Raw genomic sequence first — 22,633 nt, 5'->3', positions numbered from 1 at the left:
GTCTGTTTGGCGTTTAGACCGCCGTGGGCACCTCTTGGCTAATCGATTCGCGCGCGGCGACTTAACTCAGCGATTTGGACAGCGGCATCCTAGGCGGGGCGGTTTGCCACATGAGCGCCACTTCCTCCGGCGTCAAACCGTAGGCTTCGTTGACCATGTCGCTCAATTGCCGCTCCAGCCGCAACGCCTCGGCCGCCTGCATCCGCGCCGGCTCAATCGTCCGAGTATATTCGTCGCGCAGACTCTTCAGCGCCGCGGCGGACAACGAGTTCTTCTTGCCGCGAACGCGTTTCACTTCGGCGACAAAGGCATCGGAGTCGAGTTCCGTCGGCGCTTGCAATTTCAGGCTTGGCTTCTCGACGTGGTGTTCAACGCGAAGCCAGTCAAGAAGGTCAGCGCGCGTACATTGCTGCAAGGCTGCAATCTCGATTAGACGCCTAACGCAAGCATCTGATTTCCGACGCGTGCTGTCCAATGGAACTGCGATTGGAAGCGATTCCATAAGAAAACCGACAGGTGACAGTGCTTCATCCTTCATATGCGGCAAGTATCGCCAATTGTGCCACCACATGAGAGGAGAATTGAGGACTGCTAAGAGAAAGCAGTCATCAGTCGGAACAAAGAACATCTTATTGTTGCCAAAGGTCCCTGACGAGTCGAACGCGTAGGATGGATGAAACTGGATTTCTTGATACACAATCTTTGGCTTGCTGAACTCCAACCAGTATTCCGTCGAGTCCTGAATCTCAAACCAATGATATTGCCCCGCTTTTCGTCCGTTCCATTCGCGTCCGGTCCAGGCCTTCGGTTTCGGTTCCAACTGCGCACGAAATTGTGTCAAATGATTCAGCAGCGATGGATACACCTTGATGTCGATTCCGCGCCGCGAGAAGATCATCCACAGCTGCTTCCATTCTGATGCCCACCGATCAATATCTTGGCCACGCAAATAGGGCTTGATTACTTCAGCACACTTTGGATCCTCGGCAACTAAGCGATCCCGTAGCTTCGAATCAATCACGAACGCCTCGTTACATCCGGTTACCACGCCCCGATAAGGCTTAATTCCGGCAAATTCAGTGAGTGCGGTGCGATTCTTGGCAATCTTTTGCATGAGCCGAGTGACATCGCTCGATTCAAGCTGCCAAGACTCTGCGCCGAGTTGGTCAAGCGTTAACTCCACCCCCTCCACATCAATCTGCCGCGAAAGGTCTTCCACGCGAAGTTGCTCACGAGGAATCGAGCACAGGCGTGCCGTCTTCGGCTTCGGCGCTTTCGTAGGTTTCCGCGCCACGATGATCGATGGAAACACGTCGGCGTCCTCGAAAATCTGCTTCGCGTGCCCGAAATCCACCACCGACTCGACCCACGCTTCCTCGGCAAAGAAGCGGCGCAGCGGTTCGCCATAGCCGGACTTCATCCACTTGTTCGTCACGATAAATGAGAGCAGACCGCCCGACCGCAACACGCGCAACCCGAGTTCGTAGAAGTAGACGTACAGGTCGGCCATCCCGTGGTAGGCGTGATACGCTGATTGCAGATACGGCTTGATCGCCGACAGCAACTCCTGCCGGACGTAGGGCGGGTTCCCCACAACGACGTCAAACCCGCCTTGCGCGAACACCTCGGGAAATGCAGCCTGCCAGACGAATGCCTTGGGATGCACGGCCGGGTCGCTCACAACACTGTTACCGACGCGGATCGCGTGGTCCAGACTTGCCAATGTCTTGCCGCGCTCCGCGGTTTTGATCCACAGGCTCAGGCGGCAGATTTCGATCGCCTCTTCGTTGAGGTCGACGCCGTAGAGATTATTTTCCAGAATCCGCCGATCCAGATCAAATAAGGATCGATGCCCACGGAGCTCCAGCAGCCGGTCGTTGGATCGTTGATACGTGGCGTGCAACTGGTCGAAGGCCTCGATGAGAAATGCACCGCTTCCGCACGCCGGGTCCAACAGGCGGATCGTGACCAGCGCGTCCTGCCAAGCCTCCCAGAGCGTCACCAGCGCCGCCTTAGCTGGCTTGGTAAGTTTCGGTAGTTCGTAGACGGACGGATCGGCAAGTGCGGTCTTGGCCGCGCCCTTCGCGGACTTCTGATGGTCGGCGCGCAATTCCTCGAAGCGATCGCGCAGCACTCCGCCCAGCGCTTGTTCGATGATGTACCGCGTGATAAACGACGGCGTATAAAACGCCCCTTCCTTCTTCCGCCGCGACTTGTGCTTCTCCGCCCCGAGCGGCTCGGCTAGCCCGTCCAACTCGTTTCGCAGCTTTTCGAGATCGGTGATCGATTGCTCGAAAATGTGCCCGAGAATGTCAACGTCGATCAGACTCCCTTCGCCAGTCGCCAAATGGGCGGGGCGATAGTCGTAGCTGCCCAGTTCGTGAAAGTACCCGCACACTTCGTCGGACACTTTCAAGTGATCCATCACTGCATCGTCAGCAAACAGGCCGCCGTTGTACTTGTGGATGCCGAGCGCGGCGTTGCCGTCGTTGATCGCGGTAAACAGCCCGCGAAAGTTGTCCCAGATCGGTCTCGGATGATAGGGATCGCGATGCTCGAAGGCCTTCTTGATTGATTCCGTTGGCAGCAGCCCGCGATCTTCGCTGAACGCCACGAACAACACGCGGTCCAGCAGCTTCTGGGTGCTCGCCAATACGCCGTGCCGCGACACGTCCGGGTTATCGGCGCTCAGATGCTCAAAGGCGTCCTGCCGCATGTTCGCGTAGTCGACGTAGAACTTCTTGGTCAGCTCACGACCGACCTTTTCCGATTCGGCGTGCAGACCATAGAAATGACAGGGACCGACCTTCGGCACGACGCGTTCCGCCCCCAGTAGGAATACGAACCGGCGCAGCGCACTTTCATCACCGGCCAGTTGTTCGGTATCGAATCGTTCGTATGTCTGCTGATCCGAACCTTTGTGATAGAGCCGCGTCTGCCGCATCGAGGTCACGATCACCCAGTCGCACTTCAGGTTGATCGCGTAGCGAAAGCCTTGGTCGACGGCCGACATCCGGCGGCCCGCGTAGGGGCGGTCCAAGGGGTCTCGCGGCCCTTTGCCCTCTAGGGCGACAACAAAGCGCTGTTCGCCATTGAAATCGCCCAGAACGGCATCCGCGAATTTGCCGTCGACCTCGACGTGCTTTTCCCAGCTGATTGTATAGCGCTTGTGCCCGTGCGCCGGCCGTGTATATCCCAGCACTCCGACGAAAAAGTCGCTCAGGAAGTCGCGCAGGATTTCTTGCTCCTTGAAGCTATCCAGTCGTCCCGACGAGATCAATCCAGCCCAATGATTGAGCTTGGTCGAGTCAAAAGAAGGAAGCTTGAAATCCGCCAAATGCGAGCGCAGCACATCGGGGCGGAAAAGCGGCTTTGCGTCAACGGGCACTTGCAGCGCTCCCCAACAGGAAAAGTCAGATTTTAGTCGCCAGACTTATCACTCGCCAGCAGTCCGCGAGGGCATGCACGGTACTCGATGAGGAGCACCCGATTCTGTCGACGTCTCAGATGCGGCCGTGGCACACCGGCCGTCCGAATGAGCATACGCGGAAGGGCCACGTGAATGTCTGCGTCTACGACAGCACTTGGGAAGCGAGCGAGGCGTACGTGCTGGATCGCAGTGACTTGGTCTCGGCCTGGGTGAAGAACGATCATCCTAGATTCGAGATTTATTACATCCATCGGGGTGTGCCCAGGAAGCACCGGCCGGACTACCTCATTCGACTTGCCGACGGCTCGATGCTTGTGCTGGAGGTCAAGGGTGAGGTTTCGGAGGAAGCCAAGGCGAAACAACAGTTTCTTGAAGAGTGGGTAAAGGCGGTAAATGCCAGCGGGGAATTCGGGCGTTGGGCGTCGGACATGGCCGATGCGCCAGCCAAAATCCATGACATCTTGCGTCGAAACGTTCAATTGGCGACGACTTGATTCGCGGCGACAAGGAATTGGCACGCATCTCGCTAATGGGCGGACATTGCTGCAACCAGTTTCATGGTTGGCATTGAATACCGTTTTCACGACCCCGAACATTAAAAAGCGTTCATTCAATGCCCCAATGCCGTTGCCGAACTACGACATCCATAGTTAGATTCCCTGCACCTCATTGGTGAGGGATCGCTACCGGTCTAGACTTGGCAACATTCGCATGGACGCAATCACTTCGCTCCCTCCGCAAAGCCGCTGGGTTCGCGGCCGCGGCTTGCTGGCCTTCGCCATTCTCGCCCCCTTCGCGGTCGGCGCGCTGTTTTCGAAGCCGTACGTGGGTGAAGGCACGCTGGGTGATCTGGAATTTGACCTGGCCGCGTTTGTCCTATTCGTTTGCGGAGCTTTCTTTCGCTTCTGGGCCACGCTCTATATCGGCGGGCGCAAGGGGAGCGGGCTGGCGACTTTGGGACCGTATTCGCTCTGCCGCAACCCGCTGTATTTCGGCACGTTCTTGATGCTGATGTCGCTCGTTGTTTTCCTGCAGAATCTGACCCTAGCGGTGGGGGCGTTACTGGCCACCTTTGTTTATCTTCGTGTGACCGTTGGCTCAGAAGAGTTTCGCCTTCATCATCGCTTTGGTGATGAGTACACGTCCTATTGCAATACTGTTCCCCGCTTCTGGCCTCGGCTGCGCGGATACCGCGCGCCCCCAGTCATTGAGGTCAACGTCGTCGGGCTGCGTCGAGAATGCCTCAACGCGCTGCGGTGGATGATCATTCCGGTCGCTGGAGAAGGGCTGGCCTACGCGCGCACGATGGAACTGCTGCCAGACCTGTTCCACCTCCCTTGATCCAATCACCGCAGCTTCGAGTCAATGCATGGCACTCAAAGAAGAGTGGGAAGCCCAGGGCAACTGGCTGTTTCGTTGGCGCAGCTACCTGCCGTTCGTATTGCTGTTGCTCGTGGTCCAGGCCTGCCTGGATTTTGACTACCCGCAGCACTTGCATTCCTTGCAAGAGGCCTGGATGCTCTGTTGTTTGGCGGTCTCGCTGGCCGGCATGGCCATTCGCGCGCATGTCGTCGGACATACGCCCGAAGGTACGTCGGGCCGCAATACGCGACAACAAATCGCCGAGTGCCTTAACTCGCGCGGCTGGTATTCGGTCGTCCGGCATCCGCTCTACTTGGGCAACTTCCTGATTTGGTTGGGAATCGCCCTGTTCTTTCATCACCTCTGGCTGACGATCGCCTTCTGCGCGGTGTTTTGGCTCTACTACGAGCGGATCATGTTTGCGGAAGAAGAGTTTCTCCGCCGCAAGTTCGGCGATGCCTTCGTGCAATGGGCCACAGGAACCCCGGCGTTCGTGCCAAAGAAGCGTCAGTGGCGAGGACCGCAAACGCCGCTGGATTGGCGCAAGGTAATTCGTCGCGAGTACACCACGGCCTTCGGAGTTCTGTTCGCCTTCGGCGCGCTCGAGTTTGTCGAGCATCTCATCGTCGAACGGCAGCTGCATATCGAGCCGCATTGGCGCTTCATCCTCCCGGCGGGTGCAATGGGCTATGCGACGCTGCGCTGGGTGAAACATCGGACGACGTACCTCGTCTCGGCACGGCAGCCATCGACCTAAGCGGCCGTGCTGGCTGGGACTCGTCCGAACCTGAGGTAGAGCGCCGGCACGAAAAAGAGATTGAGCGCCGTCGAGGTCACGAGCCCGCCGAGAATAACCACGGCCAGCGGATACTCGATTTCATGCCCGGGCTGATCGCCCGCGACGACTAATGGCACGAGCGCCAGCCCAGTGGCCAAGGCCGTCATGAGAATGGGCGCAATGCGCTCTTCCGCGCCGCGAATGACCAGGTCAGCCCCGAATGGCTGCTGCTCTTCCAGTTCCAAGTGCCGGAAATGGCTGATCATCATGATGCCATTGCGGGCTGCGATTCCGAGCACTGTCACGAAGCCGACGATCGAGCCGAGGGATAACACGCCGCCGCTCAGCCAAACCGCGACGACGCCGCCGATCAGGGCGAACGGCACCGTCAGGGCCACGAGCAGCGTCGGCCGCCAGGCCTGAAAATCGACGTGCAACAGCAACACGATCCCGACCATAGCGGCGGCGGCCAGTGCGTACAGCCGCTGCGTAGCGGCGCGGGTGGCCGCGTACTCGCCGAGAAGTTCCGGATGGTAGCCCGACGGATAGGACAAACCATGGACGGCGACTTCGATTTCTTGCGCCACCGAGGCCAGATCGCGACCTTGCACATCGCAAGTGACGTCCAGTCGGCGCGAGGTGTTTTCACGTTTGATTTCATTCGGCGTGGGCGCGATGAACACCTCGGCGACGTCTCCCAAACGCACTTGCATGCCGCTGGGCGTATCGATCGGTAGCGATTGGAGCGAGGCGACGTCGGTGCGGACCTTGGGATCGCCCCAGACGACGACGTCAAAACGCTTCTCCCCTTCGAAGATCTCGCCGACTTTCAGGCCTTTAAGCAACGTCGTTGATGCGCGGCGCACATGTCCGGAGGTGATGCCGAAGCGTTCCGCGGCATCCGGCTTGAGCCTGATTTCCACCTGCGGCACCAAGACTTGTGGTTCCGTCTTCAGATTGCTCACGCCCGGAACTTCGCCGATCGCTTGTTCGACTTCCTTCGCCTTGGAGCGCAGCACGTCCAACTCCGGACCGTAGATGCGCACGACGATCGAAGCGCTCGCACCGGTCAGCACCTCTTTGATGCGCTCGCGGAGGTAAGTTAGTACGTCACGATACAATCCAGGGTAGTCGTGAACCACGGTCTCGATCTTTTTCAAGGTTGCGTCGTAGTCGACGTCTTCGTCGATGCTGATCCACAATTCCGTAAAGTTCGGGCCGACAACTTCGTCGGCCACTTCGGCGCGACCGATGTGCGCGCCGAAATTGCGGACGCCCGGGATGGCGCGCAACTCGCGGCTGGCTTCCACCGTGACGCGCTGCATGGCCTCGACGGACGTGCCGGGTTTTTCCACGAAGTGCATTAAGAAGTCGGTTTCGCGAAAGTGCGGCAAGAACTCTTGCCCCAGTCCATTCGCCAACCAGCCAGAGATGAGAAACGCACCGGTCAGCAAGCCCATGGCGAGATAGGGCCGGGTGACGATGCGCGGCAGGATGCCACCGTACCATCGCTTCAGGAGGCGTGTGAGCGGGGGCTCGCGTCGCTCGGCAGCTCGGCCCGTGAGGAGCACGTACGACAGCGCAGGGGTCACGGTCAGTGCGACTACGAGCGAGGCAAGAATCGCCAAGACGTAAGCAATCGCCAAGGGACGGAAGAATGCGCCCGCCAGACCATCCAGGAAGAAAATCGGCAAGAAGACGAGGACGACGATCAGACTAGCGAACACGACGGCACTACGGACTTCGAGCGACGCCCGCAGGACAACTTCAAAGGCCGACAGCGGGCTGCCGGCGGCTCGGTTCAAACGCACCCGGCGAACGATGTTCTCCACATCGATAATGGCATCGTCGACCAACTCTCCCAAGGCGATCACCAGACCGGCCAGAACCATGGTGTTTAGCGTCGCGCCTGCCCAGGTAAGCAATAGAACTGCGGTCACAAGGGAGAGGGGGATGGCCGTCAAGCTAATTGCCGCGGTCCGCCAGTCGAACAAGAAAGCGATCAGGATCACGATGACCAGGGCGCAGCCGATGGCTAAGGCCCGAGTCAGGTTGTGGATCGCGCGTTCGATGAACGTCGCCGGACGAAAGATCGTGGAGTCGATCTCCACGTTGGCCAAGGCTGGCTTCAGGACCTCCAACGCCTGCTCAATGCCTCGCGTGACGTCCAGCGTGTTTCCCTCTGGTTGTTTTTCGACAATCAGCAAGAGTCCTGGGCCATCGTTGATCACCGCGTCGCCAATCGGCGGAGGGAAGCCGGTGTTGACGGACGCCACATCGCACAAGAGCATCGGCGCGCTGCCGGGCGAGTCCACGACGGCCTGGCCCAAGTCCTCCGCCGTGCGCACGGGCGACACGTGGCGAATCGCCATCCGTTGGTTCGGGGAATCCAGGAAACCGCCGGTGTCGAGCGCCGTGGCGTCGGCCGCCGCGCGCGTCACCGCGTCGAGCGACACGCCCTGCGCCCGCAAGCGATCCGGATCGACAAGGACCTGAAATTGTGTATTGCGTTGCCCCCAAATCGCCACATTCGCGACGCCCGGCACGCTCATCAACTTGGGGCGAATCGTCCACAGCGCCAGGATGGTCAACTGTTGTTGATCGAGCTGTTCCGACCAGACGCCAATTTTCATCACGCGGCTAGTGGAGGAAAGCGGTTGCAGAATCACCGGGGCTTGCGCGATGGTTGGAAGCTGACGCGCAGCGGTAGCCACACGTTCCTGTACCAACTGCCGCACGCGCAGGTGATCCGCGCCATGTTCGAGCACGAGGACTACCTGCGAAAGCCCGAGCACCGATTTCGAGCGCACGGTCTTGACGTTCGGAATCCCGATCATGGCATTTTCCAACGGCACGGTGACCAGGTTTTCAACCTGCTCGCTGGAAAGCCCGGGGGCCTCCGTCTGGATTTCGACGATCGGCGGCGCGAACTCGGGAAAGACGTCGAACGGGGCGCGCTGCAATGATCGGTAGCCCACGACCAGCAGCGCGATACAGAGCGCCAGCAACACCACGCGATAGCGCACCGACGCCGAGACAATTGCGGACAGCATGAGTCTTTCCTGTCGGCGCTATTTGCTGAACCCGGTTTCGGTGCCGAACAGTTCGGCCGACCCGTCCGTCACGACTGCCGTCCCTTCCGGCGGACCGTCCGCCAAAACCATGCGGCCATCGACCAGATAGCGCGGCGACACGCGACGACGCTCGAACGCATGCTCGCCCGCTTTCGCGTAGACCCAACTGCCTCCGTACACGTCTTGCACGACGGCGTTCCACGGTACGCTGAGCGCGTCGGCCTCGCCTCGTAGCATTAGGTTGACGCCGACACGCTGGCCAGGATTGTACTGCAGCGACGGATTGTCGAACTCATAGAAGAGATCCACCGTGCCTGCGGTCGGATTGGCCGAGGGCGGACCGACGACGGGTCGCGCGGGAATTCCGGTAACATTCGCTTGGGCCGTGAAGTCCACAATCGAGGCTTCGGCCTCGCGATCAAGCGCCGTCAGATCCCCGACATACACGGGCACGCGTACCCAACCTCGCTCCAAGTTGACAATTTCTACGAGCGGAGCCCCGACTGGGACTTGTTGGTCGGGCAGCGCCAATACCGCGCGCAGAAGTCCCGCTTGCGGCGCAACGATATCCAATTCGGCGGCTGTCCCTTCAGCGGTCGCCCCGAGGGCACGTTCCAACAGCGTCAGCCTCGCCTGGGCCGCCTCGACCGCCTCCTGAGCCACATCAAAGAGTGCTTGGGCGTCGTCGACCGCGCGACGGCTGCCGGCTTCGGTCTGAAACACGCGCTTGGCGCGGTCGAGTGCGATCCGGGTCGCGCCGAGTTGCGCCGTGGCAGTGTCGAATTGCCCTTGGGCATCCGTCTTCGCGGCATCGAGCGTAACTCGAGACTCGGGCGACAAGAGTGGAAGAAGCGTGAACAGCGGCGTTCCCTTCGCGACGGTGGTTCCCGCTTGGGGTACTCCGTTCGGCGTGGCTTGCAGTACGCCACTGAGCGGCGCTGCGACAAGGATTGTCTTGCCGGCGGGAACCAGTACTTCGCCGCCATAGATGCGCACGCGGCGAACCCCAGTGCGTTCGATCGTTCCATATTGCAGGTGCAGCCGCTCTACTGCCGCCGGCGTAAGCGTGATGACATTGACTTGCGCCTCGTTCAAAACCTTGGGTACATTAGCCGGCGATTTCGATCCAGCGACCTTGCCCGCCCCCTGATCGTCGCTACAGCCGAAGCACAGCAACGAATACATCAGCACTGCCAGCTTGATTTCTCTCTGACAAGGGCGGCGCGGTGCAATCATGGGGTTTGGGGCGGGGGTAAGGGCGCGGCGGGCGGTGGCAACGGCTCGGCAGTCAAGCGGCGTCCCACGCTGCGCTCCAAGTCGGCCCAGGCGCGGCGGAGGTCGGCGTGAAGCTGCTGTTGACGCAATCGGCTGTCGAGAACCTGACGAATGGTCTCCAGCACAATTATGTATGCCGTGTCGCCTTCGCGAAACGCCCCTTCCGCCCTGGTGCGCGATCGCTCCGCTTCGACCAGCACCTGCCGGTCGAGGACGTCCAATTCCGCCCTGGCCTGCTCTACGCGGGCATGTGCCTGGTAGACTTCCATGACTACCTGGTTGTGGACCGTCTGTCGCTGCCGCCGCGCCCGTTCCAATTCCGCTTCGGCACGGATGATCAAGCCTTCATTCCAGTTGAAAATCGGCAGCGTCATTCGCAGCGCCGGGCCGAACTCGTGCCCCGTGCGTGTGCCGCTGGTCGCGTCCAAAATGCCCAGGAATCGCACCCAGCCGACGCGAGAGAGACGCACCCGTTCGGCCGCCGCGGCCACGTTCTGGTTCGCGGACATAACATCCGGGCGCGTGCTGGTCGCTTCGGCCACCAGGGTGTCGGCGTGCAATCGCAGGAGTGGTGGCAGCGGAGCGGCAATGAGCCTCAACGGACTGCGGTCGTCGCCGACCCCCAGCAGATTTCTCAACCGCTCTTCGGCCAGGGCGACGTCAAAGCCGGCGCGGCTCAATTCTTGCCGCGCCCGCAGCATGTCGATGCGGGCGGTAACTGTCTCTTGGACGCTGATGTCTCCGGCCTGAAGTCGTGCTTCTGCTACCCGTAAGATCTCGCCGCGCATCGCGGCCGACTGCCGGGCTACCTCCAGCCGCCCCTGAGCCAGTAGGGCGTCGGCAAAGCCTTGCCGGGCGTCGCGAATGAGATCGAGGCCGGACTGCGTCAAACGCTGCGAGACACGCGACGATTCGCGAGCCGCTGCGCGCACACGAATGGGTCGCAGCCACAGCGATTCCAGCGGAAAATCAAGCGCGTACTTGAATGGCTTGTCGTTGACCGGAACGAAGTAAACGACCTCGGGATTGGGTAACAGACCCGCTTGCACCAGGTCGCCACGCGCCACGTTCAAGTCGGCCAACAACTCATTGAAGAGCGCGTTGTTCCAAAGTGCAATCACCACCGCTTCGTCTTCCGAGAGTCCGTCTTGCAGCGACGATCCATTCGGGAGCGCGAATTGCCCTGGGCACGATGGGGGACCAAGCTCCAGTCCCGTACGAGTAACCAACTGCGTGGACACGCAGTTGCGGTCAGCCGCGTAAGGTGTCCGACAACCACTTAGACTCGCAAGTGCAAGCAGCACGAGCACCCAACGGTGCGCCTTGGTAGCGAACCGCCCGGCTCCGCCGCCAGGGGGTACACGTTCATGCATCGCACAGCCCAGCACGCTCGGCAAAGAAGGCCCATTCGCTACGATCGCTTATCTTTGGTTCATCGGAACCGACGCCGGCAAACTAAACCAAAAAACTGGCAAAGTTTGCGGCATTACCATCTCGGAACAACATCAGGACAATTCTCTGTCGCCCAGTAAAGCTTATTCAGCCATGTCCGAGATGGATGAATCGCGCACCCGCAGAGTTTGCAACTGGCTCCGCTGAATTGCGCGCACGTTCGGCAGATCGCGTGTAGGCGTGCCATCTCCTCCTCACTGCGAACTTGCCGCCCCGCCGAAATCCACGTCTCGCGAGCCTCTCGGTAACTTCGCACGCGCTCGGCGAACGACGGCATTTGTAATGTGGTCAATGACGTAGCATTGCATTTCCGCCTTACCCGATCTGGCGAAAACCGTGTCGGCGCGGTTATAAACCCGCACCGGGCACCCCGGTGAACCCGCGGATCGTCAGTCGCCTGAAACACGCACCACATGCCGCACCTAAGGAAGCCGGAATTGCTGTCACAATGCAGGTCGCGCCGCTGCCGTCGCAGCGCTCGGTCGTCGGCACGCCGTTCGTGATCCAGGTCAGCGACCGCGGCTGGGGAATGCCGAACTCGTCCAGGAAAAGGCAGTCCGGGGCGCTGGGAGCGAAATCCTTCTGCCGTTCGATTGCGGGCTGGCCACCGCCTTGGCCGCAAGTTGTTGCCGCACTGTCGTAACGAGAATAAGGTAGAACGCGCCAAACGCCTGGTAGAACTGCAGGCCGATCTGCCGGTCGCGTCCGATGCGCCTGAAACCAAGATAACGTCGGCTTCGAAGGCCCACACTTGATCGGCTCGATTAAATCGGAAGTTGTCAAAGCACTGAGCCGACTCGCACGGCGCTTTTCCGGCTCAGGTTCGCCACCCCGCTGGCAATGGCTTGCACGTTCGTGCATGCCAAGCCGTTGCCGCTAATCGCCTTTCGCTGGGAAATCTTTTGGCACCTGACGCCGATTAACCCAATTTCGCAGCGCGCCGGCGAATCGCCCCTAACTAGAACAATGAAATACTATTGACATACGATAAAACCTTGCTATTTTGCGATAAACCGGCCTGAGCGAACTGCTTTTGATGAGATGGCTGAGGGAAGTTAGTCCCTGTGAATCTTGAACCGCCTCCGCAGTTCGACCAGCATCCGTATTCAGACGAATCAATCCGGGTGCGCTTGGGCTCAAGGATACGTACATGGTCGCCGAACGTGTCGACCTGATGAAGAACGAATGCATCACTTATTGGCGATTCGGCAACGACTAGAAGCCAGGGCGGGATATGCACCCGGTCATCTTTGAGATCATTTCGACGCCCCGCGACATGGCCAAGATCGTCGAAGCGCTATTTGACCTGAAGCTGATCTCTCGAGAGAGCCTCGATCAGATGAAAACAGTCCGGGACGCCCTGAAACGCGGTCCCTTGCAGTTGATTTTCACGAAGGAAGAAAAATTGTCTTCGTCGCTGAGAAATAGCCGAGAAAGTCGATCACCCATGAAACGAAGCGCAATCATCTTTCTTCAGATCGTCATTGTGCTCATTGGCCTCGCCGCTCTTGCGCTGTTGCTGTGGGAACCTCAGATCGAAGGCAGGAACAAGGACGCCTCGCAATTTGAGATCTACTTCCAGGATCCGTTTCTGGTGCTGGTGTACGCAGGCTCCATTCCATTCTTTGTGGCACTCTATCAGGCGATCCGCGCATTGGGCTACATCGGAAGAGATCAAGTCTTCTCGCAGGAAGTCGTGAAGGCGTTGCGGATCATCAAATACTGCGCGCTAGCCATCATTGGCTTTGTCGTCGTCGAGGAAATCTGGATTCTGCTGGCCAGCGGCGAAGACAATGACAATCCTGGCGCTCCGATTTTTCTCGGGCTCCTCATTGTTCTTCCTTCGATCGTCGTCGCCGTAGCGGCGGCGATGTTTGAGCGGATTTCGCAAAATGGCGTGGATCTGAAATCCGAAAATGAATTAACGGTGTGACGAGACCCGCATGTCAATCATCATCAACATCGACGTCATGTTGGCCAAGCGGAAGATGAGCGTCACTGAGTTGTCCGAAAAAGTCGGCATCACGATCGCCAACATTTCCATCTTGAAAAACGGCAAGGCCAAGGCGATTCGGCTTTCGACGCTGGAGTCGATCTGCAGAGCGCTCGAATGTCAGCCTGGGGACATTTTGGAATACAGGAGCGGCACCTCGTACTAACGCGACGTTGGTCTGAGACGAATGATGTCGACTGCCACGAACGGCTCGGTGGGCTGCTCAAACATTGCGAGCGGAAGGCTGCGCAGGCTGATCCTCGGTTGAGCCTAGCACTCACGGCGCGCGCTCGATTCGTGATCGGCGGCGATTCGCGCTTGAGCCGCAAAAAAGCTGACAAGCGCGCACCCGTGCGAGCCATGCCAAGCTGTTGTCGCTACTCGCTTTTCGGTTGGACAACGATTTGACGCCCGACGCTTCCGCCGCATGATTCTTGCTTGACCGACCATGACGTCCAGCGGTAGATTCTTCAGCAGAACGGGAGTCGACCCCGTCAGCCGCATAGCACCGCTCGCCAATCGGCTCCGTTCAACGCGCAATTCGTTTTAGCATTACGAGATTATGAAGACCTCGCTCATTACACTGGTTCTTGTTTGCGCTTCATTGTGCGGCTGCGCCGGAGACGCGCCGAAATCTACGGACCAAGCAAACATTCAAGGAATTTGGTTGGCGCAATCAGAAAGTCAAAACGGCCACAAAAGGAATGTGACTTACCAGTATGTCTTCAGGGGAGATAAGCTTACCTTCCAAGACGAGACTGGGAAGGAAATGAAGTATTCGTTCAAGTTGGAGACTGTCAGCAGCCTCAAGCTTATTGTTATTCAGCCAGAAAAGACGCTTACCAATTCGACGCCTGTCAGCGTTGCATATGAGTTGAACGGAGATTCGTTGAAGATTGTGGTCGCCGCTTCTGGTTCGCGCCCCACAGAATTATCAGACAAAAACAATCAAGAGTTGATTATCTGCAAGCGAAAGAGTCCATGAAAAGGCCTAAACCTACGCTGCAGCCAACCGCCACCAGCCACGGGCTACGTCACATGATCTCTGATTGTTCGATCCCGGGCTTCGTGATAGCTGCGAACTCGATCGAGCAACGATGCCGTCACGATGTCGCCGCCAACATCTGACATTGCCGCCGTAACTTCTCCGGCGGAAATCTCGTCGGCGCAACTACAAATCCACACCTCGCACAGCGATGCACATGCGGATCATTCGTTGCCTGAAACACGCACCACATACGTTACCTCACGGACTGGGAATCGCCGTCACGACACAGGTCGCGCCGCCGCCGTCGCAGCGTTCGGTGGTCGGGACGCCCGTTGGTGATCCAGGTCAGCGACCGCGGCTGGGGAATACCGAACTCGTCCAGGAAAAGGCAGTCCGGGGCGCTGGGAGCGAAGTCCATTTCCCATTCGATCGATGGCTGGCCGCCGCCTTGCCCGCACGGTGTGCCGCCACTTTGCAAGTTCACCAGGAGGTGGAACGCCCCGCCGGCCTGATAGAACTGCAGCCCGATCAATCCATAACAGCCGGGCTCGTCGGAGTCGGCGTAGCTGATTGTGGCGAGGAACATGCCGTGCGAGCAATTCACTGGGTCGCCGTCGATATGGATCTGCTGCATCGGCCCCATGATGTAAACGCCATCGAGCGCCGCGCAGTCGGGGCAATTGGCGAACTCGGCCATGCCTGAGATTTCGACCTGGTAGTATTCGGCCTCCTTTACAGGCTGAAAGCGAAACGTCTTCACCGGCGTCTGGACTTCCCCAGTCACCAGGCACCGTGCTGAACGAATAGAGCAGCGCAAGTTCGTCGTGCGTCAGTGACCAGTGTTCGGCGAGCTCCAGCTCATCCCAATTTCGTTTCATGGAACCTTCCTCCACCTTCGAGAGATGGGAGGATGGTACCAAGCAGACGGAAAAATGGGATAGAATGGCAGCCGGGGTACCCCAGCCGGGCCTAGTTCAGCCGGCTGGCGCTTCCAGATGGCACCTCATGACAGCTTCGGTACCACTGGGCCGAATAGTGATTCTTGCGCAGACTCGCCCGTGTGGCAGCTTGTTCGCGGAAACGGATCTTGAGTTCGGTCGCTTCTAGTGGCGCGAGCGATTGGTCGACCGCGATGGCGGCGAGTTGCATGATCGGATGCCGGCGGGGATTTAGTCCTGTCGTTTCCAAATCTAAGAAGATCATTCTCTCGGCCATGGCAGAGTTTGCCATGAAGTCGATGGCTACTCAAATCGCGCCGGCAACAGACAACGCGTACCATGTCGATTGGGGAGGTTCATAAAGCTGGAGTTTTGTACCTTACCTTGATGCGACATTGTCAAACGACAGGCCGCGCCGGGGACTCGGTCCTTTCCCCCGCGCGGTCACTGCCAGCATACTCACACTCTCGCTCAACGAATAAGTCTTACCGGCGTATAGATAAAATCACCATGCCCTTCTTGCGCGGTGGGAATCACTGGTCAATCGCGAATGCCACGCAGGCGAGTAACACGATCATCAGCACGAGGTCAGGGGCGCGATGTTTCCGGGACGTTTGCGATCGTAAAGATCGAGTTTTCATTGTGGTCAGGCTTCGGTGAGTGTGGATTTCTCTTTCGCGCTGCGGCACGGCACGCTATTCCAGCGTGTGAACCACGCGCTGAGTCGTGTCTTGGAACACCAACTCGTTCGCCGCGTTGAAATGCCGCACTTCTTTCAAGACCAGCCGGCCCACTCGGTTCGACGCATAGCCGACGCCCCATTGCTCCACACTTGTTTCCGGCGAATAGCCGGCCAGACTGTTCAACGACCAGGGAATGGACAAAGTCAGATTGCCGTTGGCCAAATGCTCCCCACGTCGAAGAGACGCCATTGCGCACGCATTCGGCGACAAGCTTAGCCTGTGGGTCTGGCCGGTGGGCCAATCGATGCCGATCGAACCGCAAGTAGTCGCTTTCGACAGTAACCTATACGGAAGAAGTCACCCATAGGGTTCCCCGGTCAGCTTGGGGCAAATCGCGTGCCACTGCGGGGGGCTCATGCTGCGAGAGCCGGTTTTGCCAGTATTCGGCTAATCGTCGGCAATTGCAGCGAAATTCCTTGACGGCGCTGGGCCGAACCACCACACTCGCACTGGTCGAGCGCTCCGCATGTAGCCCGATGGCCACATGCTGCCACTGCGCCGAATAAATGGCGGACGATTTAAGCCATCCCTGTTTTTCGTGTCTTGTCAGAAGGCATCAGTGCCTTCTTCGGGAGTGGGTCGACGATAGTCATGCTCGGCGAGAAAAGTGCGGATGACTTTGTTGTTTGGAAGCGATCACGCTGATGCCACCATTGACCGCGTATCGGGATATTCGGTGTCGAACAGATCGAGGTGCTGATGGTCGCACGTGAAATGCACGACGTCACGAATGAACCCGGTAACCATTCACTAAAAGGACACGTGTGATGAGAATTCCTCTGTTTACGCTGGCAGCCTTGGCGACGTTTTCCTCTGCGCGCGCCGACATGGTATTTGAGTACCGAACTGCGGCGACAATCACGCAGCAAACGCCGGGAACGCTCATTGATCCGGTCGTCGGCCTGCAATTGCAACCGGGGGGCCCGGACGTTTTTCTACAGGTCGTGCTTAAAGACACGGGAACGGTCGGCGTTCCGAGCCCGACGAATCCTGTCATCGTCGACAGTGTAAACAATAGGTTGTTCGCTTGGGGCTTCCGGCTTAACTTCGCCCAGAACGCAGCGAACCAATTAATCGCGACGGGAGTTCAGCCGCTCAACGATGCTAACAACACGCGGTCCGGCTTGACGGCATTCGGTTTTTCCGACCCGATCATCACTAACGGCTCGGACGCAGCCCCCACGGCCAGTTTTGCGGTCCTCCGCGATCTAACCCTTGACGCTGGCGCGTATGATCCGAGCAATTTATATCCGCTTGTTAACATTCGCATTCACGCGGACGCCCTCAAGGCCGGAACAGGTTCATTCAGCATCGTCGATACCGGTCCGTCGGACGACATTGGCACGGTCAACAACCCGTCATTTGACGTCGGCATTTTCGACCAGGCGTTCGTACTGCCGGTCACCGTGGCCAACGTCCCCGAGCCTAACACGATGGTCCTGGGATGTCTCGCCGCGACTGTCCTTGCTGTGTCGGCGCTCCGCCGACGCACAGGTAGGGCCGTAAATCCACGCGGTTCGGGAGGGAAAATCAACTTGTGGGATGAAGAAGAGACGCCAGGCTGTGAAGACTACGCCGCCGACCTGGAACATTCGCAGATGGGCAACGGCACGTTTCGACTCTAGATGGAGGACACCGACCGGCCTCCCGGCGTCGCAAGCGGCACCGCGAGCGATATCTGCACGCGAGGTTCTCCCATTTTTCAGGTCTCGATTGATGCGATTCGTCGGATGGCAGGTCCCAAGTGTCGCGTGACCTTCTCCGTGAGCCCAACATTTATCCCGTTTATCAAGAAGGAATTACCGTTTCCTCCGCTCGAAGAATTTACGGAGGAAGATGGATTCCAGGCGCTCGTATGAGAATTCCCCTGATGTTTGTACGCGAACGAACGAGAATAATGCCCATCGGGCCTATCTGATGGCCACCGAAGTGGCGAGCCGACTCGTCATGCAAAAAACCGACCATTTTCTCGGAGCCAAGCCATGAAGACGCACTCAAATACGCACGCCAGGCACTGGCCCCGCTCGCGCGTTAGTAAGTGCGCTACCGCCCGCCTTGAGCTGCTGGAACAGCGCCGGCTGCTAGTCGGCGACGTGTTTGAGCCGAATGACTCGTTCGGCGCAGCCTTCTACGTCGAGACCGGCGATGTGACCGTCGCGGGACTCTCGATCCACGAGTCTGGCAACGACGACTGGTATGTCTGGACATCGCCGGCCGACGGCAATCTCAATATCGATGTCGACTTCCAGCACTCGGCGGGCGATATCGATATGGTGCTCCACGATGCCGGCGGCGGCGTGTTGGCCGTGTCAAACAAAACCACGGACAATGAACACGTCTTCTACCTGGCCCAAGCCGGAGCGGTGTACTTCGTCCGTGTGTACGGCTACAGCGGCGCAACCAACCCGAGCTACACGCTCAAGATCGACGGCCCGGGACTGATTCCCAGCGACTTCTGCGAGCCGAACGAGGAGTTGGCACAGGCCTTCAATCTTCACGTCGGAAATCAAGGATACAGCGGGCTGACCGTCCATCGCGGGCCGGGACAGGAGTTTCAGTCGAGCGACGATTGGTATCTCTGGACGGCGCTCCCCGGCGTCGGCGGCACACTGCGGGTGGACATCGACTTCCTCCATGCCTTCGGTGACCTGGACTTGAAGCTGTATGACCGCAGCGGCACGGAGGTTGCCAGCTCAACCTCGTTCGAAAACCACGAGTCGGTCACGTGGGGCGTCTCGGCAGGGGAATCAGTCTACGTCCAGGTGTACGGCTACAACGGCGCGACCAATCCGCGCTACGAGCTGTCGATCGACGGTCCGGAAATCGCAGGCGACCGCTTCGAACCGAACGGCGCTCTGGACTACCGGACCTACGTGGGGACAGGGGACCTGTCGCTCGGCAGACTGTCGCTCGCTTTTCAGGACGACGATTTCTACCTCTGGACCGCGCCGTCCACCGGCACCCTGGACGTGGACGTGTTGTTCACCCATGCACAGGGGGACATCGACCTGGAGTTGCTGGACTCCTTTGGCCAATACGTCACGCAATCCAACTCCACGGATGACGACGAGCACGTCTCGATCCCGGTCCGCGGCGGCGATCAGTTTTACATCCGCGTGCATGGGAAGTCACACCTCGACACGAACCCAGATTACACCCTCACCATCGACGGGCCGGACGGTTCCGAGCTCATTGGCGATACCGACAGTGACGGCGACGTAGATCTCAACGACCTGAACGCGGTCCGCAACTATTTCGGCGAGGGAGTCATCGGCGGCCCACGCATCCCGGGCGACGCCTATCCCTTTGACGGCACCGTCAACCTCAAGGACCTGAACGCGGTCCGCAACCACTTCGGCGAATCGGTTGGCGCACCGACTTCGGCGCCGGTCGTCTCCGTCGACAGTCATGGCGATCGATATCGCATCCCGCCGCCATCCCTCCTGTTTGACGCGCTGTTTCGTCTAATCGGAGAAAACGAGGCGTTTGGTATCCTGTCGCCAAAGCGCGCGGCGGTGCGACGGCGCTGATTAGGAGACATGCGACACGGCCTGTAGCGAGCGATGTAGTGATGACGGCCGCTACTTGGCCAACGGAGTTGACTACGGCGGGGCGCTACACGCCCGCTGACATCGCCTAACGGCACTTGGTGAACCTCGCATTAAGTAAAAAACGTGATGCCACCGTGCGTTTTGTCCGTCGATCGAGATTTACCTGTTAGAGGAAAACGCCCGTTACGCCGAGCGCTAGTGCTTTCAGGCTCAAGAATTCCTTTCACATGCGGCACACTGGTGGGCCGCGGAGGTCCTGTGCCACGGTTTATCGAAGCGATCACCCATCATCCACTTCGTCTGATCAGCATTTTGGTTGTAGTTGTGGCGTTCTTTGTCGGGTTGATTGCAATCCGTCTGGGCGGCCATGAATTCGACGTTTGGTCCCTTGTCCGCGCGACGACGGTCCTTTCGCTTTCGATCGCCTGGCTTTTCCTCCGCTGGCGCGCACCGCGCCGACCATGATTCAGGGAAACCACCGTCTAAATCAACTGCAATGACTTTTGCTACCTACGGCGTGGCAAGTCTGGAGACGCTGATGACAGAACAACAAGCATAGTGTCGAGTCTTTGACGATGCGAGGGTGCTCACATGGCAATCGACGGGATTAGTCGCCTCATTGCGGTCACGCAGACGAAGAGCAACAACGCCAATGGCGCCGCGATGGGCATTGCGGACGAACAACGTAAGTTGATGGGACAGCAAAAAAGTCTGCACGGCGGCCAACGCACTTTCGAGGTGCTGCCCCGGGCAGAGCAGCAAAGCGCGCTCATGGAGTTGCGCGTGCGGCTTCAGGGATTTCGACAGAGCCTGTCGCCCGGCGCGGCTACTCTGCTCGACCAATGGGTGCAATGGGCGAGCGAGCACCGCTGACACGAGCCGCGCTCCAGCGCGTCAGCCGCAATAATATCGCTTCAGCAACCGGAGACTGAGGTCTAGCCCCCGATCGACTAACGCATCGCTGCCAGATCCTGGCAAGCACAGGCGAAAGCTATTAACTCCAGGACGCCAAACGCCGAAGACGTTGCCACAGCTGGCCGCTCCGCGACACGTCACGCAAAAACTAACCCGGCGACACCGACCGCCACACGACCGAGGAGACTCTTGCTCAACTAGCGACCACTTCCGACCGCCCTCAACACGTCAAGTCTTCGAGTTCGACGAGGCACCCCGCCGGACGTCTTCATGGAGCGATCCGCGTATGACTTTGTTGACGTGCAGCCTACCGCGCCTCCACTTGTATCCATTGGCTTTCATCATATTCAAGCGACGGACGTAGTTTGGTAGGCGTTCCGCCGGCCGCACTGGGGTTCGGCTCCGTTGAAAATAGCATTAGTAAACTGAGCTTGTCGCAGTTAGCCACCAATTGGCGGCTTGCTCCGCTGACCAGTCGTCGCGACATGCGCAGCGTGCCAAGGCCTGCTCCAGGCTCGTGACATTCGGAAACCGATCGTGCGGCTGCTTGGTGAGACATCGTAAAATGATGTCTTCCAAGTCGCTGGGGATTTCAGCGCGCAGCCCGCTGGGCGCGACGACCGGCTCGGCCAGATGGGCGGCCATGGTTTCCACGGACGTAGATCGCGTGAATGGCGCTTTTCCGGTGACCAGGAAATACGCAACCGCGCCAAGGCTATAGATGTCGCAACGGGAATCCACATTAGCGCTGCCGGCGGCTTGCTCGGGCGACATAAAGGCGGGCGTTCCCACAATGGCGCCGATGCCAGTCAGGTTGACGTCGGTGGTGGGGATTGCCACCTGGACCAAGCCGAAATCCAGTAATTTTGCCACGTCATGCATTCCGCCGATTTCGCTAACCAGGATATTGGCTGGCTTGATATCGCGATGTACCAAGCCGACCGCGTGGGCCTCGCGCAATGCGCCGCAGACCTGGCGTAAGAGGTACACGGCCCGCGCGGGCGGAAGTGGGCCTTCACGGGCCACAAGTGCTTCAAGCGACCAACCGGACAAGTATTCCATGGCATAATAAAAAGTGCCATCGGCGGCCAGGCCGTAGTCGTAGACTCGGACCGTGTTGGGATGCGTCAACGTGGCCAGCGTTTGCACTTCGCGCTCGAATCGAGCCAGAAATCGCGCATCACCGACTTGTTCGGGGCGAATCAACTTCAGCGCACAGGGTCGCCGGAGTAGTGCATGCTCGGCTAGATAGACCTGCCCCATCCCGCCGGCGCCGATGGGTCGGATTAGCCGATACGGTCCCAACTTCCGGGCCTCGGATACCGACTGACGCAAGCCTTCAATTCGATGCGCGCCGAATACTGCGATGGCGCCGACCACAAACATACCGAGGATGGTAATCAAAAAAAAGTTGACTGTGTCGGCATTCGCCACATCGCCGATCGTCACGACGACGCCACCCAAGATCGCTAGACGAACGCACGCCAGCAATGCGACGGCGGCGAGCGCACGCCGCGCCGTGTTGGGAATCAGAATCCCGTAAAGAATAATCAGCAGACCCCATTGCCCGCTCTGACTTCGAACCGCTGTGACGACGCCTGGCAAATGGTACGAGGCGAGCGTGGCAAACCAGCCGGATTTAAAGAACCAGAAATCTTGCCAGCCGAAATAGAGCACCAGGACGCCAAACGAAACTGCCTCAATCCACCGTAAGGTTAGTAACGGAATTGGTCGGTGGCCCCAGAGCCAGACCGTAATTAGGCATGAGCCGACTCCGACCACCAAGTAGGCAACAATGGGTCCCGGGCTGACCATCAGTGGCCACCAAACCGGCAAGCTTAGGACAATCAGCACGCTGTTCAACAAGGCGATGAGCCGCAAGCGCTTTCTCAGCAGCGGCCGAATCTCCCACTGCGACGACAGGCCTTCCCGAATGACTAGGTTGGTCGGAGTGTCGGGAGTGCGATCCGCGATCGACGTGCCAGGCATCATGATCGTTTGGGACAACGCTGCAGTCTGGCCGACGTCCGTGTCTTCTAGGGCGCGATGCAGCGAGATCTGGTCTTGCAGCAATTTGGCATGCGCTGGAAAGCGATCGGCATACTCCTTTGCTTCCGGGTATTCGCCCAAACGT

18 protein-coding genes are annotated in these 22,633 nt (G+C 58.9%); 10 read left to right on the top strand and 8 right to left on the bottom strand.

Features of this window, described 5'->3' with window-relative positions; genetic code table 11:
• Positions 1-61: 61 nt before the first annotated feature.
• Positions 62-3,388 (bottom strand): N-6 DNA methylase, encoded by a 3,327-nt coding sequence (locus SGJ19_18615; GenBank protein ID MDZ4782264.1) that lies wholly within the window; start codon positions 3,386-3,388, stop codon positions 62-64.
• A 170-nt stretch (positions 3,389-3,558) separates the two neighbouring features.
• Between SGJ19_18615 and SGJ19_18610 the strand changes: the two genes are divergently transcribed.
• From SGJ19_18610 to SGJ19_18600, 3 genes are all read left to right on the top strand, one after another.
• Positions 3,559-3,924 carry a hypothetical protein gene (locus SGJ19_18610; GenBank protein ID MDZ4782263.1) on the top strand — a complete coding sequence of 122 codons (366 nt, stop codon included), beginning with the start codon at positions 3,559-3,561 and terminating at the stop codon, positions 3,922-3,924.
• Positions 3,925-4,195: 271 nt separating this feature from the next.
• Entirely contained in the window at positions 4,196-4,771 is a 576-nt protein-coding gene (locus SGJ19_18605) for an isoprenylcysteine carboxylmethyltransferase family protein (protein ID MDZ4782262.1), read from the top strand.
• 28 nt (positions 4,772-4,799) lie between these two features.
• The gene (locus tag SGJ19_18600) at positions 4,800-5,549 is read left to right on the top strand and encodes an isoprenylcysteine carboxylmethyltransferase family protein (protein ID MDZ4782261.1); all 750 of its coding nucleotides are present in this window, start codon (positions 4,800-4,802) and stop codon (positions 5,547-5,549) included.
• On the opposite strand, the gene SGJ19_18595 is transcribed toward SGJ19_18600, so the two are convergent.
• The 3 genes from SGJ19_18595 to SGJ19_18585 are packed head-to-tail and all read right to left on the bottom strand — an operon-like array spanning position 5,546 to position 11,160.
• Positions 5,546-8,623 carry an efflux RND transporter permease subunit gene (locus SGJ19_18595; GenBank protein MDZ4782260.1) on the bottom strand — a complete coding sequence of 1,026 codons (3,078 nt, stop codon included), beginning with the start codon at positions 8,621-8,623 and terminating at the stop codon, positions 5,546-5,548. The two genes, SGJ19_18600 and SGJ19_18595, sit on opposite strands and share 4 nt — an antisense overlap.
• Positions 8,624-8,641: 18 nt before the next feature.
• On the bottom strand, positions 8,642-9,880 hold the full coding sequence (locus SGJ19_18590; GenBank protein MDZ4782259.1) for an efflux RND transporter periplasmic adaptor subunit: 1,239 nt from the start codon (positions 9,878-9,880) through the stop codon (positions 8,642-8,644).
• Positions 9,877-11,160 carry a TolC family protein gene (locus SGJ19_18585; GenBank protein ID MDZ4782258.1) on the bottom strand — a complete coding sequence of 428 codons (1,284 nt, stop codon included), beginning with the start codon at positions 11,158-11,160 and terminating at the stop codon, positions 9,877-9,879. The genes SGJ19_18590 and SGJ19_18585 overlap by 4 nt, the downstream gene beginning before the upstream one ends.
• 584 nt (positions 11,161-11,744) lie before the next feature.
• Between SGJ19_18585 and SGJ19_18580 the strand changes: the two genes are divergently transcribed.
• From SGJ19_18580 to SGJ19_18565, 4 genes are all read left to right on the top strand, one after another.
• Positions 11,745-12,014: a hypothetical protein gene (locus SGJ19_18580; GenBank protein MDZ4782257.1), complete on the top strand. Its 270-nt coding sequence runs from the start codon at positions 11,745-11,747 to the stop codon at positions 12,012-12,014.
• 633 nt (positions 12,015-12,647) lie between these two features.
• Complete coding sequence (locus tag SGJ19_18575) at positions 12,648-13,304, top strand: DUF2975 domain-containing protein (protein ID MDZ4782256.1); 657 nt, start codon at positions 12,648-12,650, stop codon at positions 13,302-13,304.
• Between the two features lie 10 nt (positions 13,305-13,314).
• On the top strand, positions 13,315-13,530 hold the full coding sequence (locus SGJ19_18570; GenBank protein ID MDZ4782255.1) for a helix-turn-helix transcriptional regulator: 216 nt from the start codon (positions 13,315-13,317) through the stop codon (positions 13,528-13,530).
• 396 nt (positions 13,531-13,926) lie between these two features.
• Positions 13,927-14,349 carry a TIGR03067 domain-containing protein gene (locus SGJ19_18565; protein MDZ4782254.1) on the top strand — a complete coding sequence of 141 codons (423 nt, stop codon included), beginning with the start codon at positions 13,927-13,929 and terminating at the stop codon, positions 14,347-14,349.
• A 256-nt stretch (positions 14,350-14,605) separates the two neighbouring features.
• Here SGJ19_18565 and SGJ19_18560 read toward each other — a convergent pair whose 3' ends face one another.
• From SGJ19_18560 to SGJ19_18550, 3 genes are all read right to left on the bottom strand, one after another.
• Complete coding sequence (locus SGJ19_18560) at positions 14,606-15,136, bottom strand: hypothetical protein (GenBank protein MDZ4782253.1); 531 nt, start codon at positions 15,134-15,136, stop codon at positions 14,606-14,608.
• 185 nt (positions 15,137-15,321) lie between these two features.
• A complete protein-coding gene (locus SGJ19_18555; GenBank protein MDZ4782252.1) occupies positions 15,322-15,567 on the bottom strand; it encodes an exonuclease domain-containing protein in 246 nt (81 codons plus the stop codon).
• A gap of 418 nt (positions 15,568-15,985) precedes the next feature.
• Positions 15,986-16,222 carry a hypothetical protein gene (locus SGJ19_18550; protein MDZ4782251.1) on the bottom strand — a complete coding sequence of 79 codons (237 nt, stop codon included), beginning with the start codon at positions 16,220-16,222 and terminating at the stop codon, positions 15,986-15,988.
• 578 nt (positions 16,223-16,800) lie between these two features.
• Here SGJ19_18550 and SGJ19_18545 point away from each other — a divergent pair.
• The 3 genes from SGJ19_18545 (at position 16,801) to SGJ19_18535 (ending at position 20,457) form a co-directional block, all read left to right on the top strand.
• A complete protein-coding gene (locus SGJ19_18545; GenBank protein MDZ4782250.1) occupies positions 16,801-17,658 on the top strand; it encodes a hypothetical protein in 858 nt (285 codons plus the stop codon).
• Between the two features lie 357 nt (positions 17,659-18,015).
• Positions 18,016-19,563 (top strand): pre-peptidase C-terminal domain-containing protein, encoded by a 1,548-nt coding sequence (locus tag SGJ19_18540; GenBank protein MDZ4782249.1) that lies wholly within the window; start codon positions 18,016-18,018, stop codon positions 19,561-19,563.
• Positions 19,564-20,175: 612 nt separating this feature from the next.
• Positions 20,176-20,457, top strand: coding sequence for a hypothetical protein (locus SGJ19_18535; protein MDZ4782248.1), 282 nt, complete (start codon positions 20,176-20,178; stop codon positions 20,455-20,457).
• Positions 20,458-20,916: 459 nt separating this feature from the next.
• Here the strand turns inward: SGJ19_18535 and SGJ19_18530 are convergent.
• On the bottom strand, positions 20,917-22,633 hold a 1,717-nt coding region (locus SGJ19_18530; GenBank protein ID MDZ4782247.1), incomplete at its 5' end, for a serine/threonine-protein kinase.

This window comes from Planctomycetia bacterium, assembly GCA_034440135.1.
Taxonomy (GTDB): domain Bacteria; phylum Planctomycetota; class Planctomycetia; order Pirellulales; family JALHLM01; genus JALHLM01.
This window is presented reverse-complemented; position numbering and strand designations above follow the sequence as displayed.

Bases quoted from the DNA above. Each gene is read 5' to 3' on its own strand.
- SGJ19_18600 (MDZ4782261.1), top strand. From the start codon at position 4,800: ATGGCACTCAAAGAAGAGTGGGAAGCCCAGGGCAACTGGCTGTTTCGT.
- SGJ19_18595 (MDZ4782260.1), bottom strand. From the start codon at position 8,623: ATGCTGTCCGCAATTGTCTCGGCGTCGGTGCGCTATCGCGTGGTGTTG.
- SGJ19_18590 (MDZ4782259.1), bottom strand. From the start codon at position 9,880: ATGATTGCACCGCGCCGCCCTTGTCAGAGAGAAATCAAGCTGGCAGTG.
- SGJ19_18575 (MDZ4782256.1), top strand. From the start codon at position 12,648: ATGGCCAAGATCGTCGAAGCGCTATTTGACCTGAAGCTGATCTCTCGA.
- SGJ19_18570 (MDZ4782255.1), top strand. From the start codon at position 13,315: ATGTCAATCATCATCAACATCGACGTCATGTTGGCCAAGCGGAAGATG.
- SGJ19_18565 (MDZ4782254.1), top strand. From the start codon at position 13,927: ATGAAGACCTCGCTCATTACACTGGTTCTTGTTTGCGCTTCATTGTGC.
- SGJ19_18555 (MDZ4782252.1), bottom strand. From the start codon at position 15,567: ATGGCCGAGAGAATGATCTTCTTAGATTTGGAAACGACAGGACTAAAT.
- SGJ19_18550 (MDZ4782251.1), bottom strand. From the start codon at position 16,222: ATGGCGTCTCTTCGACGTGGGGAGCATTTGGCCAACGGCAATCTGACT.
- SGJ19_18545 (MDZ4782250.1), top strand. From the start codon at position 16,801: ATGAGAATTCCTCTGTTTACGCTGGCAGCCTTGGCGACGTTTTCCTCT.
- SGJ19_18540 (MDZ4782249.1), top strand. From the start codon at position 18,016: ATGAAGACGCACTCAAATACGCACGCCAGGCACTGGCCCCGCTCGCGC.
- SGJ19_18535 (MDZ4782248.1), top strand. From the start codon at position 20,176: ATGGCAATCGACGGGATTAGTCGCCTCATTGCGGTCACGCAGACGAAG.